Origin of the sequence: Pseudomonas sp. R1-43-08, assembly GCF_003852255.1 — a bacterium.
In the GTDB taxonomy this organism is placed as follows: Bacteria; Pseudomonadota; Gammaproteobacteria; order Pseudomonadales; family Pseudomonadaceae; genus Aquipseudomonas.
In genome coordinates, this window is sequence record NZ_CP027734.1 from 4,747,656 (window position 1) to 4,764,320 (window position 16,665).

The window sequence follows — 16,665 nt, forward strand, 5'->3', positions numbered from 1 at the left end:
AGGCCGCGCCTAATTACTCGAACCAATGGGCTCGGGCGGCCATGATCAACTTGCCGGCACGATCTTCGTCAATGCCGTCGATGTCGAGCAGATCGTCAATAGACTGCTCGGCCAGGTCTTCGCGGGTAATTACGCCGCGCACCGCCAGTTCCATCGCCAAATCCTTGTCCATACCCTCAAGCGAGAGCAGGTCTTCGGCCGGATGGGCGTCTGCCAGCTTTTCCTCAGTAGCGATGGCTTTAGTCAACAAACGATCCTTGGCCCGAGCGCGAAGCTCGTTGACGGTGTCTTCGTCAAAGCCGTCGATGTTGAGCATTTCTTCCAACGGTACGTAGGCAATCTCTTCCAGGCTGGTGAAGCCCTCATCTACCAGCACCTGAGCCAGGTCTTCATCGACTTCCAACTCTTCGATAAAGTTGCGCAGGATGTCGCCGGTTTCAGCTTGCTGCTTAGCCTGGATGTCCGATTCGGTCATCACGTTCAGGGTCCAACCGGTCAGTTGGCTGGCCAGACGCACGTTCTGACCACCACGACCAATGGCCTGAGCCAGATTGTCTGCGCCAACGGCGATGTCCATTGCATGGGCATCTTCGTCAACGATAATTGCCGCCACTTCAGCTGGCGACATAGCGTTGATCACGAACTGCGCCGGGTTATCGTCCCACAGGACGATGTCCACACGCTCACCGCCCAACTCACCCGACACTGCCTGGACGCGCGAACCGCGCATACCAATGCAAGCGCCCTGCGGGTCGATGCGTTTGTCCTTGGAGCGGACCGCGATCTTGGCGCGCGAACCCGGGTCGCGGGACGCAGCCATGACTTCGATCAGGCCTTCGGCAATTTCCGGCACTTCGATACGGAACAGCTCGATCAGCATTTCCGGCGCGGTACGCGACAGGATCAACTGAGGGCCGCGGTTCTCGGTGCGGATTTCCTTGAGCAGCGCACGCAAGCGCACGCCGACACGGAAGGTTTCGCGAGAAATGATGTCTTCACGGGCCAGCAACGCTTCAGCGTTGTTGCCCAGGTCGACGATCACGTTGTCGCGGGTGACTTTCTTCACGGTGCCGGAGATGATTTCACCCAGGCGCTCGCGATAGGCATCGACGACTTGAGCACGCTCGGCTTCGCGAACCTTCTGCACGATGACCTGCTTGGCGGTCTGTGCAGCGATACGGCCGAACTCGATCGATTCGATCTTCTCTTCGACGACATCACCGACGTTGGCGCCAGGGTGCGTTTGCGCAACCTTGCTCGGCCAGGTTTCAATCGCCGGATCATCAAGATCGGCTTCTTCGACGACCGTCCAGCGACGGAAAGTCTCATAGGCACCGGTGTGGCGGTTGATTTCCACACGCAGATCAACTTCATCTTCGAAACGCTTTTTGGTCGCAGTGGCCAGGGCCAGCTCCAGCGCTTCAAAAATCACGTTTGCCGGTACGCCCTTTTCATTGGATACCGACTCAACAACCAGCAGTACTTCTTTGCTCATCGTACGCCTCGCCTTTCGCAAGCCATTGGATCCGCGGGATCCGCGTCTCAGCCAAAACTGGGAATAATGTTGGCCTTGTCGATCATATCGATCGGCAACAGGAACTCATGGTCTTCTACCTGCACCACGACATCCTGCTCTTCTACACCGCGCAGAAGGCCCTGAAAGTTGCGTCGCCCCTCGAAGGGGGAGCGCAGCTTGATCTTCACTTGTTCACCGGCAAATTTTGCAAACTGCTCAATAGTGAACAGTGGGCGTTCCATGCCTGGCGAGGAAACTTCAAGGGTGTATTCAACGGCGATTGGATCTTCAACATCCAGGACACCGCTGATCTGACGGCTGACAATGGCACAATCGTCCACCAGCACGCCGCCCTCTTTATCGATATAAACGCGCAACATTGAGTGGCGACCTTGAGCCGAAAACTCAATACCCCAGCATTCATAGCCTAGGGCCACGACCACCGGGGCCAGCAAGGCCTGCAACTCTTCTAGCTTGCTCGACACCTGAACCCCCTCGTGCATGTATGTGCATGCTGTGCAAAATAAAAAAATGGGCGAAACGCCCATCCTTGAAACGCCGTCGAACAGCGGCGTTGAAAGTGTCCAGCTAACAAAAAGCCCCTTAAAAGGGGCTCCGCTAAAACTGGTTGCGGGGGCCGGATTTGAACCGACGACCTTCGGGTTATGAGCCCGACGAGCTACCAGACTGCTCCACCCCGCGACAAAGCTGGGGCGGAAGTATACGACCGATCCCTTACAGGGTCAATGTAACCTTCCACCTACAAGAAAGCCCGCAACAGCGGGCTCTCCTGATAATTGGTACCGAGAAGGGGACTCGAACCCCTACACCCTATGGGCACAACCACCTCAAGGTTGCGTGTCTACCAATTCCACCACCTCGGCAATACAGCGTTTACAACCTTCTTACTTCTGCTCTTGAGCTGGAGGCACGTCAGTCGCTGGAGTAGCCGACTTTTGCTCTTGAAGCACCGGGACATCATCAGAAGCCGGTTTTGCTTTTGGTACTTCCAACACTGCTGGGTTTGGCAAACCTACTTGAGTCAGCACATGAGCTTTCTCTTTAGCAAAGTAACCTAACCCTAAGCTGGTTATGAAGAAACCGGCGGCAAGTATAGCAGTAAACTTACTAAGAAAGGTAGAGGAACCTTGGCTTCCGAATACAGTATTTGAAGCACCTGCACCGAAAGACGCACCAGCATCCGCACCTTTGCCCTGTTGCAACAAAACCAGGGCAACTACGCCCAGGGCAGCCAACAGATGAAAAACGACTACGACTGTTTCCAGCATTTTTTCAGTTTCCCGCGGCGCGACAGATCGCACCGAACTCATCTGCATTCAGGGAAGCTCCACCAATGAGCCCCCCATCGATATCCGGCATGCCGAACAGTTCGACCGCATTGGCCGCCTTCACGCTGCCGCCGTATAGAAGACGCACACCTTGTGCGACTTCAGAATTCTCTGCCGCCAACTGCGCGCGGATGGCTGCGTGCACATCCTGCGCCTGTTGCGGTGTAGCAGTCAGCCCGGTGCCAATGGCCCAGACCGGCTCGTAAGCAATGACCGCTTTTGCAAATGCACCAACACCCAGCTCTTCGATGATACTGCCCAGCTGACGCGAGACAACTTCAAGTGTCTTGCCCGACTCACGCTGCTCAAGGGTTTCCCCGATGCACAACACTGGAATCAAGCCACAAGCCTGTGCCGCTGCGAACTTGCGGTTGAGGGTTCCATCACGCTCGCCCATCATCTGACGACGCTCGGAGTGCCCGACAAGCACATAGGAACAACCCGCATCAACCAGCTGACTCGGCGAAATCTCACCGGTCAACGCACCTTGCATGGGCTCCACCGCAGAGTTCTGCGCGCCGACCTGAATCGACTTACCCTTCAAGCCATCAACCACTTGGTTGATATGCAAGCAAGGCGGGAACACCGCGACATCAACACCGCTAGGCAAGGCCAAGTGACGAAGGCCATTGATCAGCTCAGCGACACTGGCGCGGGTACCGTGCATCTTCCAGTTACCAGCTACCATAGTGCGACGCATGCTGTACCCCGTCGGTCAAAGTGGGCGCAGATGTTACCCAACCACATCACCACTGGCAAGCCGAATTCAGGCGCAAACTTCAGTTACCAGTTTTGCCAGGTCTTCGGCATGGCCGCGAACCTGTGTTTCGTCCTCGCCCTCGACCATCACCCGCACCAGAGGCTCTGTGCCGGACTTGCGCAATAACACACGCCCACGCCCAGCCATCGCCTGGGTCACGCGCTCGCACGCTTCTTTGACAGAAGGGTGCTCGATCGGGTTTGCGCCACCGGCGAAACGCACGTTGAGCAGTACCTGCGGACACTTGCGCAGCGCCTGTCGCGCTTGGGCCAGGCTTTCCTGACGGCGACGCAAGGCCAGAAGCACCTGCAGCGCAGCGATAATAGCGTCGCCCGTCGTGGTGTGCTGGAAGCACACCACGTGCCCCGAATTCTCACCGCCCACCAGCCAGTTGCGCTCCAGCAGCTCGGCGATCACATAACGATCACCGACATTGGCCCGAATAAACGGAATGCCCAGCTCCGCCAACGCCAACTCAAGCCCGAGATTACTCATCAGGGTGCCAACGACGCCGCCCTGCAGCTTGTTACGCTCATGCAAGTCTCGGGCAATGATGAACAGCAGATCATCGCCATCCACGATCATGCCGGTGTGATCCACCATGAGTACGCGGTCGCCATCGCCATCGAATGCGATGCCCAGGTCCGCGTGCTCAGCCAGAACGGCCGCCTGCAACTGCTCCATGTGCGTGGAGCCGCAGTTGTCGTTGATGTTCAACCCGTTAGGCTGGGCCGACAGCACGGTGACCTGCGCACCGAGCTCCTTGAATACACTCGGCGCCACTTTGTAGGTCGCACCATGGGCGCAATCGACGACGATCTTCAGCCCGGCAAAACTGGTGCTGCTCGGAACGCTGCTCTTACAAAACTCGATGTAGCGGCCGGAGGCATCATTGATGCGCGACACCTTGCCCAGCTTGCTGGACTCCACCACCGTCATCGGCGCATCCAGCAGCTCTTCGATCATCAGCTCGATCTCGTCCGGCAGTTTGGTGCCCTGCCCCGAGAAAAACTTGATGCCATTGTCGTCATGGGGATTGTGCGAAGCACTGATCACGATACCGGCTTCAGCGTGAAAGGTACGCGTCAGGTAGGCGATCGCCGGCGTCGGCATGGGGCCTAGCAGCATTACATCGGCGCCGGCAGCGGACAACCCGGCCTCCAGCGCGGATTCAAACATGTAGCCCGAAATACGCGTGTCCTTGCCAACCAGGATGCGGCACGCGCCCATGCTGCGGAACGCCATACCTGCCGCCCAACCCAGCTTGAGCATGAAATCCGGCGTAATCGGGTATTCACCGACCCGACCACGGATACCGTCGGTGCCAAAATATTTTTTAGTCATGAGTGCTCCATCATTCTTATTCGGCTGATTCTACAGCGGCAATCATGCGCACCACGTCCATCGTCTCGGCGACGTCATGCACACGCAAAATACGAGCGCCCTTGGTCACGGCAAGCGCAGCCAGCGCGAGGCCGCCAAACAAGCGCTCACCCACCGGGCGATTCAAGGCCTGCCCTATCATGCTCTTGCGCGAAACGCCGACCAACAGGGGCCGACCGAGGGCATGCAGGGCTTCCATATGTTTGAACAGGCTTAAATTATGTTGCAGGGTCTTGGCGAAGCCAAACCCCGGATCAAGGATGATCTTTTCAGGACCAATGCCCACGCTGGCGCACTGAGCGACCCTGTCGGCAAGAAAACCACAGACTTCGCCCACCAGATCGTCGTAGTGCGGATTATCCTGCATATTGCCGGGTTCGCCCAGCATATGCATCAGACATACCGGCAGGCCAGTCGCCGCAGCAGCGTCGAGAGCACCGTCACGCCGCAACGCACGCACATCATTGATGAGCCCCGCCCCCAGGCGCGCAGTCTCACGCATCACTGCCGGCGTTGATGTATCCACGGAGATGATCACATCCAGCTCCCGGGCAATGCGCTCGACAATCGGCGCCACCCGCTCCAGTTCCTCCACAGGAGAAACGGCGCGAGCCCCAGGCCGAGTCGACTCGCCGCCGACATCGATCAGCGTTGCACCGGCAGCCACCATCGCCTCTGCATGACGCAACGCGGCATCCTGCTGGCTGAAGCGGCCACCATCGGAAAACGAGTCTGGAGTGACATTAAGAATGCCCATGACATGTGCATGGGCCAAATCAAGAACCCGGTTGCCGCAAGGCAACCGGGTGGAGTACGACGCGAAAATCATTTCAAACCTTAGTGGTCAGCTGCCGGGCCGCCGATCGGGGCTTCAGGACGCTCATTCTGCACCACTGGCGGAGTGCCCGAGGTACCCGAACCACCCTCCCAATCGCGCGGCTCCCGAGGTGTACGACCGGCCATGATGTCGTCGATCTGATCGGCATCAATGGTCTCGTACTTCATCAGCGCATCTGCCATCGCGTCCAGCTTGTCGCGGTTGTCGGTAAGGATCTGCCTGGCCGTGCCGTAGCACTGGTCAATGATGCTGCGCACCTCGGAATCGATCAGCTTGGCTGTTTCACCCGAGAAACTGGCGCTTTGACCGCCACCGCCACGCCCCAGGAATACCTCGCCTTCTTCCTCGGCATACATCAATGGACCGAGTTTTTCCGACAAGCCCCACTTGGTCACCATGTTCCGTGCGATCTGGCTGGCACGCATGATGTCGTTGGAAGCGCCGGTAGTCACCCCATCGAAGCCCAGAGTCATTTCTTCTGCGATTCGACCGCCGTACAGCGAGCAGATCTGGCTGATCAGCGCACGCTTGGAGAGGCTGTAGCGATCCTCTTCCGGCAGGAACATCGTCACACCCAACGCACGACCGCGTGGAATGATCGACACCTTGTAGACCGGGTCATGCTCAGGCACAACGCGGCCAACAATGGCGTGACCGGCCTCGTGATAGGCGGTGTTCTGTTTTTCTTTCTCGGACATGACCATGGATTTGCGCTCAGCGCCCATCATGATCTTGTCCTTGGCCAACTCGAACTCTTTCATTTCAACGATGCGCTTGCCGGTGCGGGCCGCGAACAACGAAGCCTCGTTCACCAGGTTGGCAAGGTCGGCACCGGAGAAGCCTGGCGTACCACGGGCAATCACGCCCGGAGCCACGTCGTCGCCCATCGGCACTTTGCGCATGTGGACTTTAAGGATCTGCTCGCGACCACGGATGTCCGGCAAGCCCACGACCACCTGGCGGTCGAAACGGCCTGGACGCAGCAGCGCAGGGTCCAATACGTCCGGACGGTTGGTTGCGGCAATGACGATAATGCCGTCATTCATCTCGAAACCATCCATCTCCACCAGCAACTGGTTGAGGGTCTGCTCACGCTCGTCATGACCGCCGCCCATGCCGGCGCCACGGTGGCGACCAACAGCGTCGATTTCGTCAATGAAGATGATGCATGGCGCGTGCTTCTTGGCCTGTTCGAACATATCGCGAACACGGCTGGCACCGACGCCGACAAACATCTCGACAAAGTCAGAACCGGAAATGGTGAAGAACGGCACCTTGGCTTCGCCGGCAATCGCCTTGGCCAGCAAGGTTTTACCGGTACCCGGCGGGCCGACCATCAGCACGCCGCGAGGAATACGCCCGCCCAGGCGCTGGAACTTGCCCGGATCGCGCAGGAACTCGACCAGTTCACCCACTTCTTCCTTGGCTTCGTCGCAACCGGCGACATCCGCCAGGGTCGTTTTCACCTGGTCTTCCGAGAGCAGACGTGCCTTGCTCTTGCCGAAGCTCATCGGCCCGCCCTTGCCTCCCGCACCACCTTGCATCTGGCGCATGAAGAACATGAACACGGCGATAATTACCAGGATCGGGAAGCTGGCTACCAGGAGCTGGGTCCAGATGCTCTGCTGCTCAGGCTGCTTGCCTTCCACGACGACCTTGTTGTCTACCAGGTCGCCGATCAGACCGTTGTCCTGAATGGCCGGACGAATGGTCTTGAAGCTGTCGCCATCGACACGTTTGCCGGTAATCACATAGCCATCAACCGCTACGCGCTCGACCTTGCCATCCTTAACTTGCTGGATGAAGTCGGAATAGTTGAGGGTCTGCGGCTCGTTAGGGCTGGAGAAGTTGTTCATCACCGTCACCAGGACAGCCGCGATGATCAACCACAGGATCAGATTCTTTGCCATATCGTTCAATTAACTACCCTCTGAAGCAAGCTCCGCTACTGGCGCGCGCTTCGCATGATATTCACCGGCCTAACTTACTACATTACCTACACCACTGGCAGGCGCCGTCTGTAACCCTTTGTGAAACTTTAACTACACAATATTCGTAAAGCTTCGTGACGAAAGCGATATAAAAAAACCTATCGCCCTCCTCCAATTCCTCAAAAACGCTCTTCGCTCGCCGCGCCTTCCACACCGCGAAAGCCGCGGCAGAGCAGGTATTGCTCACGGGACCTGTCCCGGGAAGAGTCAGGTTTACGCGTTTGAACCTTGTCAAACAGCTTGCGGATGTTCTTGTGGTACTCATCAAACCCTTCGCCCTGGAAGACCTTGACCAGAAAATCACCACCCGGACGCAACACCCGTCCAGCCAGATCCAGTGCCAATTCGCACAGGAACATGGCGCGCGGCATATCAACAGCCGGTAATCCACTCATATTGGGGGCCATGTCGGAAATCACAAGGTCTACCTGCGAATTTCCGACGGCCTCGAGGATCTGCGCGAGCACGGCGTCCTGAGTGAAGTCCCCGTGAACAAAGGTCACATCGGGGATGCTGTCCATTTCCAGGATGTCGGAAGCGATCAACCGGCCCTGCCCACCAATCAGACGACTGGTCACCTGGGACCAGCCTCCGGGAGCAGCGCCCAGGTCGATAACGCTCATGCCAGGCCGGATCAGTTTGTCCTTGTCCTGGATCTCCAGCAGCTTGTAACTGGCCCGGGAACGGTAGCCGTCCTTCTGCGCCTTTTTGACGTAAGGATCGTTGAAATGTTCTTGTAGCCACTTAAGGCTGGTTTTGGAACGGGCCACGGGCCACCTCGAAAATAAAACGGGTCGTGATTAACTGGGCGGTCCCGGACTCGCTCGGGTAAACTGGCCGCCGCTTTTTACAAGATCAGACGCAGGGGTCAGATTATGCCGCTCACTCAAGAGCAGAAGAAACAGTACAAATCCATTGGCCACCATTTGAAACCAGTTCTGATTGTGGCAGACAACGGTTTGACTGAAGGTGTGTTAGCCGAGTTCGAACGCGCACTCAATGATCATGAACTGATCAAGATCAAGGTCAATATCCTTGATCGCGAAGCGCGCCTGGCCGCCATTGCAGAACTGTGCAAGGTTGGCAAAGCGGACCTGGTTCAGGTTATCGGCAAGATGGCGCTGCTGCATCGCAAGAACTTCAACGTCAACAAGCAACTGTCGAACGTTCATCGCTTCAAATGATGACAAGGGTCAAGGGCGTGCTTCGCGCGCCCCGCCACTCCATCCCGGCGCAGGCTGTATCGCCAGCACCAAGCCAGAAAACCCTAGCACAAGATAGCTGAACAACTGCCAGCGCAACGCTTGCGGCAGCCACACATGCACAATGCAATACATTGCGCACGCATACAGCGCCATCAACAGCAGTTGGCCGCGAATATCCCGCCACAAACTCCCCACGCCTTCAGCCTTGACCAGCACCAATGCCTGGAGCGTCACGCACGCTGCGGCAAACGCCACCAGCAACGCACTCAGCAATCCGTCGATCTCATCGATCAGCAGCGGTGCCAGGCCGATCAAACCCAGCGCTGGCAGCACGCCAATGTGCAACAACCACAGGCCGCCAACCCAAAGCATCTGGGAGAGCTGCCAAAGCATGGCGCCCGCACGAAGCGGGCGCCGTCTTTCAGATGTGACGAACTTCGACAATCTCGTACTCGATCACGCCGCTCGGCGTTTTCACGGCAACCACATCGCCTTCTTCCTTGGCGATCAGGGCGCGGGCCAGCGGCGAACCAACAGATATCTTGCCGAGTTTGAAGTCAGCCTCGTCTTCGCCCACGATTTGGTAGACAACGCGCTCATCCGTCTCGACGTTGGCGATTTCCACCGTGGTGCCGAAAATCACCTTGCCGGTGTGCGGGATGGTCGTGACGTCGATGATCACCGCATTCTGCATACGGCCTTCGATGTCACGGATCCGCGCCTCGACCATACCCTGCTGCTCACGAGCAGCGTGGTATTCGGCGTTTTCCTTCAAGTCACCCAGCTCGCGGGCCGTACCGATGTCCTGGCTCAGCTTTGGACGTACGACCTTGGTCAGATGGGCGTGCTCCTCTTCCAGGGCCTTGGCGCCCTGGACGGTCATTGGATATTTGATCATGCCTTCAATCCTGCGTGTAGATCCTGCAAGCGACGCACGGTCTTTTCCGGACCGAACTTGAGCGCTTCGCAGATGGCTTCGCCTGCAGCAATGGTGGTGGTGCAGTAGATCTTGTGCTGCAAGGCATTACGGCGAATCGAGTAGGAGTCCGCGATCGACTGGCGACCTTCGGTGGTGTTGATGATCAGCGTGACTTCGTCGTTCTTGATCATGTCGACCACGTGCGGACGACCTTCGGTCACCTTGTTCACGCGGCGCACTTTCAGGCCGGCAGCTTCGATCAGCTTGGCGGTCCCGGCGGTAGCCACGACTTCAAAGCCCAAGTTGATCAGATCACGGGCTACACCCGCAACCAGTGGCTTGTCGTCATCACGCACGCTGATGAACGCAGTACCGCCGGTCGGCAGCACTTCGCTGGCGCCCATCTGAGCCTTGGCGAACGCTTCGCCGAAGGTGTCACCCACGCCCATCACTTCACCGGTGGACTTCATCTCTGGGCCGAGGATCGGGTCCACGCCAGGGAACTTGGCGAATGGGAACACCGCCTCTTTCACGCTGTAGAAGTTCGGAATGATTTCCTTGGTGAAGCCGATTTCCTTCAATGTCTTACCGGCCATCACGCGGGCAGCGATCATAGCCAGGGACACACCGATGCACTTGGACACGAACGGCACGGTACGCGAAGCGCGCGGGTTGACTTCGATGACGTAGATGTCTTCGCCTTGCAGCGCCAACTGTACGTTCATCAAGCCGACCACACCCAGCTCCAGGGCCATTTTCTTGACCTGTTCGCGCATCTCGTCCTGGATATGCGCAGGCAACGAGTAAGGCGGCAGCGAGCAGGCGGAGTCACCGGAGTGAACGCCAGCCTGTTCAATGTGCTGCATGATCGCGCCGATCACCACATCAGTACCGTCACAAACCGCATCCACGTCCATTTCGATGGCGCAGTTGAGGAAGTGGTCGAGCAACACAGGACTGTCGTTGGACACTTTCACCGCGTCACGCAGGTAGCGCTTGAGTTCGTCTTCTTCGTAGACGATCTCCATCGCACGGCCGCCCAGTACGTAGGACGGACGCACCACCAGCGGGTAGCCGATCTTGCTGGCTGCGCGGATGGCTTCGTCTTCGCTGCGCACGGTGGCGTTCGGCGGCTGGCGCAGGTTCAGGCGCTCAACCATTTGCTGGAAGCGCTCGCGATCTTCAGCGCGGTCGATGGCGTCCGGGCTGGTACCGATGATCGGCACGCCAGCCGCTTCCAGGGCACGCGCCAGTTTCAACGGGGTTTGCCCGCCGTACTGGACGATTACGCCTTTTGGCTTCTCGACGCGGCAGATTTCCAATACGTCTTCCAGCGTTACCGGCTCGAAATACAGGCGGTCGGAAGTGTCGTAGTCAGTGGAAACCGTTTCCGGGTTGCAGTTGACCATGATGGTCTCGTACCCGTCTTCGCGCAGTGCAAGGGCGGCGTGTACGCAGCAATAGTCGAACTCGATGCCCTGGCCGATACGGTTCGGACCACCGCCCAGGATGATGATCTTGTCGCGGTCCGACGGTGCGGCTTCGCACTCTTCCTCATAGGTGGAGTACATGTACGCGGTGTCGGTGGCGAACTCGGCTGCGCAGGTGTCAACGCGCTTGTAGACCGGGAAGATATCCAGCTTGTGACGATGGGTACGCAGGTTCTTCTCGGTCACACCCAGCAGCTTGGCCAGGCGTTGGTCGGAGAAGCCCTTGCGCTTGAGGCGGAACATCAGGTCACGGTCGATCGACGAAAGACCGAGGGTCTTGACCTTCTCTTCTTCCTTGATCAGGTCTTCGATCTGCACCAGGAACCACGGGTCGATCATGTTCATGCCGAAGATATCTTCAACGCTCAGGCCGGCGCGGAAGGCGTCCGCCACGTACCAGATACGTTCGGCGCCCGGCACGGTCAGCTCGCGCTTGAGGATGCTCATGCTTTCCGGGTTGCTCAGGTCGAGCTTTTCGTCCAGGCCGCAAACACCGACTTCCAGGCCGCGCAGGGCTTTCTGCAGGGATTCCTGGAACGTGCGGCCGATTGCCATGACTTCACCGACAGACTTCATCTGGGTGGTCAGGCGCGCATCAGCCTTGGGGAATTTTTCGAAGGCAAAGCGCGGCAGCTTGGTCACAACGTAGTCGATAGACGGCTCGAAAGAGGCCGGCATGGCGCCGCCGGTGATTTCGTTTTGCAGCTCGTCCAGGGTGTAACCGATCGCCAGCTTGGCAGCGATACGCGCAATCGGGAAACCGGTGGCTTTTGAGGCCAGCGCCGAAGAACGCGATACACGCGGGTTCATCTCGATCACGACCATGCGGCCTGTGTCCGGGCAGATGCCGAACTGGACGTTGGAACCACCGGTTTCAACGCCGATCTCACGCAATACCGCCAACGAGGCGTTACGCATGATCTGGTATTCCTTGTCCGTCAGGGTCTGCGCTGGAGCCACGGTGATCGAGTCACCGGTGTGCACGCCCATTGGGTCGAAGTTTTCGATGGAGCAGACGATGATGCAGTTGTCCTTCTTATCGCGGACAACCTCCATCTCGTATTCCTTCCAGCCGATCAGGGATTCGTCGATCAGCAGCTCTTTGGTCGGCGACAGGTCCAGGCCACGGGCACAGATTTCTTCGAACTCTTCACGGTTGTAGGCAATGCCGCCACCGGTGCCGCCCATGGTGAAGGACGGACGGATAATGCACGGGAAGCCGAGCTTTTCGAGAACGGCGTTGGCCTCTTCCATGCTGTGGGCGATACCGGAGCGCGGGCAATCAAGGCCGATGGACTTCATCGCCTTGTCGAAACGCGAACGGTCTTCAGCCTTGTCGATGGTGTCGGCGTTGGCACCGATCATCTCTACGCCGAACTTTTCCAGGACGCCTTCGCGCTCCAGATCCAGGGCGCAGTTCAGTGCGGTCTGGCCGCCCATGGTCGGCAACAGCGCGTCCGGACGCTCTTTCTCGATGATCTTGGCAACGGTCTGCCATTTGATCGGTTCGATGTAGGTGGCGTCGGCCATGGCCGGGTCGGTCATGATGGTGGCCGGGTTGGAGTTCACCAGGATGACGCGGTAGCCCTCCTCGCGCAGGGCTTTACAGGCCTGGGCGCCGGAGTAGTCGAATTCGCAGGCCTGGCCGATCACGATCGGGCCAGCGCCGAGAATCAGGATGCTTTTTATGTCTGTACGTTTTGGCATGGGTTTGTCACTCAAATCCGCAGGTCAGTCGGCAAGCCGTCTTGAACAATCCTTGAAGAGCCTGCGGGGGCCACCGAAGTCAGGGGCCGCCCGCACGCCGCTCAGTCAGCGTCGCTTGGCCATCTCATTGATGAAACGGTCGAACAGCGGCGCTACGTCGTTCGGGCCCGGGCTGGCTTCAGGGTGGCCCTGGAAGCTGAACGCGCTCTTGTCGGTGCGCTCGATGCCTTGCAGGGAGCCGTCGAACAGCGACTTGTGAATGGCGCGCACGTTAGCCGGCAAGGTCGCTTCATCCACCGCAAAACCGTGGTTCTGGCTGGTGATCATTACAACGCCAGTATCCAGATCCTGCACAGGATGGTTGGCGCCGTGGTGGCCGTGCCCCATTTTCAGGGTCTTGGCGCCGGAAGCCAGGGCCAGCAACTGGTGGCCCAGGCAGATGCCGAATACCGGGATCTCGGTTTCCAGCACTTCCTTGATCGCCTGGATGGCGTAGTCGCATGGCTCAGGGTCGCCTGGGCCGTTGGACAGGAACACACCGTCCGGCTGCAGGGCAAGCACGTCGCTGGCCGGGGTTTGTGCAGGCACTACGGTGACGCGGCAGCCCCGCGCAACCAGCATGCGCAGGATGTTGTATTTGACGCCGTAGTCGTAGGCAACCACATGGTATGGAAGCTCGGCCGCGTCGATGGTCGCGTGACTGTCGGTCTTCAGGTCCCAGACAGTGGAGCGCCATTCGTACTTTTCTTTGACGCTGACGACTTTCGCCAGGTCCATGCCCTTCAGGCCAGGGAACCCTTGCGCCGCGGCAATCGCCGCCTCTTCGGAGATATTGTCACCGACCATGATGCAGCCATTCTGCGAGCCTTTTTCACGCAGGATGCGCGTGAGGCGGCGCGTATCGATACCGGCGATCGCCACCACGTTGTTGGCTTTCAGGTAATCGGACAGCGACATCGTGTTACGCCAGTTGCTCGCCACCAGAGGCAGGTCACGAATCACCAGACCGGCCGACCAGACACGATCAGACTCGACGTCTTCCGGTGTAGTACCGGTGTTGCCGATGTGCGGATAGGTCAGGGTGACGATCTGTTGGGCGTAGGAAGGATCGGTAAGGATTTCCTGATAGCCGGTCATGGCAGTGTTAAACACCACCTCTCCAACGGTTTGACCGTCGGCTCCAATGGCTTCGCCGCGAAAAATGCTGCCATCAGCAAGGGCGAGTATGGCTGGCTTAGTCAAGAAGACCTCCCGTAAATAAAGCCTGAAAGGGCGATCGCAGGTTGTAAAAAAGCGGAGTGACGTATGGACACGTCACCCCGCTTCTTCACCGAATAATTCTGCGCGCTTTTAGTGGACACACTAAAGCTGTAGCTTACAGAAAAAGGCTTTTTGGGTCCACCGCTAATGAGCCTTAAAGGCAGGAGAATGCGACAGGGCGTCGCCTAGCGGGTAAAAACGGGGCCTAAGCATAAGCTCGAGGCCCTGTTTAAGCTACTGATTAGTGCAGGTCGAGCACGTCGCGCATGTCGTACAGCCCAGGCTCGCGCCCCTCCAGCCAAAGCGCAGCACGTACCGCACCCTTGGCGAACGTCATGCGGCTGGAAGCCTTGTGCGTGATCTCAAGGCGCTCGCCTTCAGTGGCGAACAGCACGGTGTGATCACCCACCACATCACCACCGCGCACTGTCGCAAACCCAATGGTGTCGCGCGCGCGGGCACCGGTATGCCCCTCGCGGCCATACACCGCCACTTTCGACAGGTCACGCCCCAATGCATCGGCGATAGCCTCGCCCATGCGCAGCGCAGTCCCGGACGGTGCATCAATCTTGTGACGATGATGGGTTTCGATAATCTCGATATCCGCCTCATCACCCAATACGCGAGCGGCCATGTCCAGCAACTTGAGAGAAAGGTTCACGCCCACGCTGAAGTTAGCAGCGAAGACCACAGGGATATCCTTGCCCGCCTCTACCAGCAATTGCTTCTGCTCAGCCGTCAAACCGGTGGTACCGATCACCATCGCCTTGCCTGCCTTACGACAGAACGCCAGGTTTTTCAGCATCACCTCGGGCAGCGTGAAATCGATCAATACGTCAAACTCGTCAGCCACCTGCTCCAGGTTGCCGGACAACGAAACGCCGATACGGCCCAGCGAGGCCAACTCACCGGCATCCGCACCGATCAACGTGCTGCCCGGGCGAACGATCGCCGCGGTCAGCCCGGACGCCGGCGAGCGCTGCTGCACCGCTTCGACCAGCGTCTTGCCCATGCGCCCGGCAGCGCCCATTACGGCTATACGTCGCATACTCAATTCCTTACAGGTCGCCGAAGAAGCGCTTCACGCCATCGAAAAAGCCCGTGGTTTTTGGCGAGTGGGAGTCATCACCCGCTAACGAACTGCGGAACTCTTCAAGCAGCTCGCGCTGACGGCGATTCAAATTGACGGGCGTTTCTACCGCCACACGACACATCAAGTCGCCCGCCCCACCACCGCGCACTGGCGCAACGCCTTTGCCACGGATGCGGAACTGCTTGCCGGTCTGCGTGCCCTCAGGGATCTTGAGCTTGACCCGCCCGTCAAGGGTCGGAATTTCCAGCTCGCCACCCAGGGCCGCATCGACAAAGCTGATCGGCACTTCACAGAACAGATGCTTGCCATCGCGCTGGAAGATCGAGTGCTCGCGCACATTGATGACCACGTACAGGTCGCCCGTGGGCCCACCCTGGGCACCCGCCTCCCCCTCGCCCGACAGACGAATGCGGTCGCCGGTATCCACGCCCGCCGGCACTTTCACCGACAGCGTCTTGTACTCTTCGACACGGCCTTCGCCATGGCAGGAGTCGCACGGATCGGAGATGATCTTGCCCTGGCCATGGCAGCGCGGGCAGGTTTGCTGCACCGAGAAGAAGCCCTGCTGCATACGAACCTGACCGATGCCGCCGCAGGTCGGGCATGTGATAGGCGAAGAGCCTTTCTTTGCACCCGAACCGTCGCACGGCTTGCAGTTGACCAGCGTCGGTACACGGATATTGACGCTGGTGCCGCGCACGGCTTCTTCCAGGTTCAGCTCCAAGGTGTAGCGCAAGTCGCTGCCACGCTGGGCACCGCCACGCTGGCCGCCACGGCCACCACCAAAGAAGTCACTGAACACATCACCGAAAATATCGGAGAAGTTCTGCCCACCAAAACCGGCACCGCCGCCGCCCATGCTTGGGTCGACACCGGCATGCCCATACTGGTCGTAGGCTGCACGCTTGTTCGGATCAGACAGACATTCGTAGGCCTCATTGGCCTCTTTGAACATTTCTTCGGATTCTTTGCTATCCGGATTACGGTCCGGGTGGTGCTTCATTGCCAGACGGCGGTAAGCCTTTTTCAGGTCCGCATCGGCGCAGCCACGCTCCACACCCAATACTTCGTAATAGTCACGCTTTGCCATAAGTCTTTGCACTCTTAAGGACGTTCAGCCAGACCCTCCTGAGCCTCGCCAAACTCGTTGAGCC

Annotated in this window: 15 protein-coding genes and 2 tRNA genes; 1 reads left to right on the forward strand and 16 read right to left on the reverse strand. The window is 58.6% G+C overall.

The genetic code is table 11. The annotated features are described in order from the left end of the window. Positions 1–13: 13 nt before the first annotated feature. The 10 genes from nusA to rlmE form a co-directional block, all read right to left on the reverse strand. Entirely contained in the window at positions 14–1,495 is a 1,482-nt protein-coding gene (gene nusA, locus C4J87_RS21760; protein WP_057725019.1) for a transcription termination factor NusA, read from the reverse strand. Between the two features lie 47 nt (positions 1,496–1,542). Continuing rightward, a complete protein-coding gene (rimP, locus tag C4J87_RS21765) occupies positions 1,543–2,001 on the reverse strand; it encodes a ribosome maturation factor RimP (protein ID WP_164484568.1) in 459 nt (152 codons plus the stop codon). Positions 2,002–2,141: 140 nt separating this feature from the next. Further along, positions 2,142–2,218, reverse strand: a tRNA-Met gene (locus C4J87_RS21770). Positions 2,219–2,314: 96 nt separating this feature from the next. Next, positions 2,315–2,400: transfer RNA gene (locus tag C4J87_RS21775), tRNA-Leu, on the reverse strand. Between the two features lie 21 nt (positions 2,401–2,421). Further along, positions 2,422–2,805, reverse strand: a complete 384-nt coding sequence (secG, locus tag C4J87_RS21780; protein ID WP_010206600.1) for a preprotein translocase subunit SecG — start codon at positions 2,803–2,805, stop codon at positions 2,422–2,424. A gap of 4 nt (positions 2,806–2,809) precedes the next feature. Continuing rightward, positions 2,810–3,565, reverse strand: coding sequence for a triose-phosphate isomerase (tpiA, locus tag C4J87_RS21785; RefSeq protein WP_003194193.1), 756 nt, complete (start codon positions 3,563–3,565; stop codon positions 2,810–2,812). Between the two features lie 66 nt (positions 3,566–3,631). Further along, complete coding sequence (gene glmM / locus C4J87_RS21790) at positions 3,632–4,969, reverse strand: phosphoglucosamine mutase (protein ID WP_124368380.1); 1,338 nt, start codon at positions 4,967–4,969, stop codon at positions 3,632–3,634. A gap of 16 nt (positions 4,970–4,985) precedes the next feature. Then, positions 4,986–5,837, reverse strand: coding sequence for a dihydropteroate synthase (folP, locus tag C4J87_RS21795; protein WP_124368381.1), 852 nt, complete (start codon positions 5,835–5,837; stop codon positions 4,986–4,988). An 8-nt stretch (positions 5,838–5,845) separates the two neighbouring features. Further along, entirely contained in the window at positions 5,846–7,756 is a 1,911-nt protein-coding gene (gene ftsH / locus C4J87_RS21800) for an ATP-dependent zinc metalloprotease FtsH (protein ID WP_124364440.1), read from the reverse strand. 200 nt (positions 7,757–7,956) lie between these two features. Further along, positions 7,957–8,607: a 23S rRNA (uridine(2552)-2'-O)-methyltransferase RlmE gene (rlmE, locus tag C4J87_RS21805; protein ID WP_032862906.1), complete on the reverse strand. Its 651-nt coding sequence runs from the start codon at positions 8,605–8,607 to the stop codon at positions 7,957–7,959. A 105-nt stretch (positions 8,608–8,712) separates the two neighbouring features. On the opposite strand from rlmE, the gene C4J87_RS21810 reads away from it, so the two are divergent. Then, entirely contained in the window at positions 8,713–9,021 is a 309-nt protein-coding gene (locus C4J87_RS21810) for a YhbY family RNA-binding protein (RefSeq protein WP_124364441.1), read from the forward strand. Between the two features lie 9 nt (positions 9,022–9,030). Here C4J87_RS21810 and C4J87_RS21815 read toward each other — a convergent pair whose 3' ends face one another. The 6 genes from C4J87_RS21815 to dnaJ form a co-directional block, all read right to left on the reverse strand. Continuing rightward, positions 9,031–9,435, reverse strand: a complete 405-nt coding sequence (locus C4J87_RS21815; protein ID WP_124368382.1) for an MFS transporter — start codon at positions 9,433–9,435, stop codon at positions 9,031–9,033. A gap of 28 nt (positions 9,436–9,463) precedes the next feature. Continuing rightward, positions 9,464–9,940 carry a transcription elongation factor GreA gene (gene greA, locus C4J87_RS21820; protein WP_124364443.1) on the reverse strand — a complete coding sequence of 159 codons (477 nt, stop codon included), beginning with the start codon at positions 9,938–9,940 and terminating at the stop codon, positions 9,464–9,466. Then, on the reverse strand, positions 9,937–13,158 hold the full coding sequence (carB, locus tag C4J87_RS21825) for a carbamoyl-phosphate synthase large subunit (RefSeq protein WP_124364444.1): 3,222 nt from the start codon (positions 13,156–13,158) through the stop codon (positions 9,937–9,939). Before carB ends, greA begins: the two co-directional genes overlap by 4 nt. 105 nt (positions 13,159–13,263) lie before the next feature. Continuing rightward, positions 13,264–14,400, reverse strand: coding sequence for a glutamine-hydrolyzing carbamoyl-phosphate synthase small subunit (carA, locus tag C4J87_RS21830; protein WP_124368383.1), 1,137 nt, complete (start codon positions 14,398–14,400; stop codon positions 13,264–13,266). Between the two features lie 259 nt (positions 14,401–14,659). Continuing rightward, the gene (gene dapB / locus C4J87_RS21835) at positions 14,660–15,466 is read right to left on the reverse strand and encodes a 4-hydroxy-tetrahydrodipicolinate reductase (protein WP_053137815.1); all 807 of its coding nucleotides are present in this window, start codon (positions 15,464–15,466) and stop codon (positions 14,660–14,662) included. A gap of 10 nt (positions 15,467–15,476) precedes the next feature. Beyond that, on the reverse strand, positions 15,477–16,601 hold the full coding sequence (gene dnaJ, locus C4J87_RS21840; RefSeq protein WP_124364447.1) for a molecular chaperone DnaJ: 1,125 nt from the start codon (positions 16,599–16,601) through the stop codon (positions 15,477–15,479). Positions 16,602–16,665: the final 64 nt, after the last annotated feature.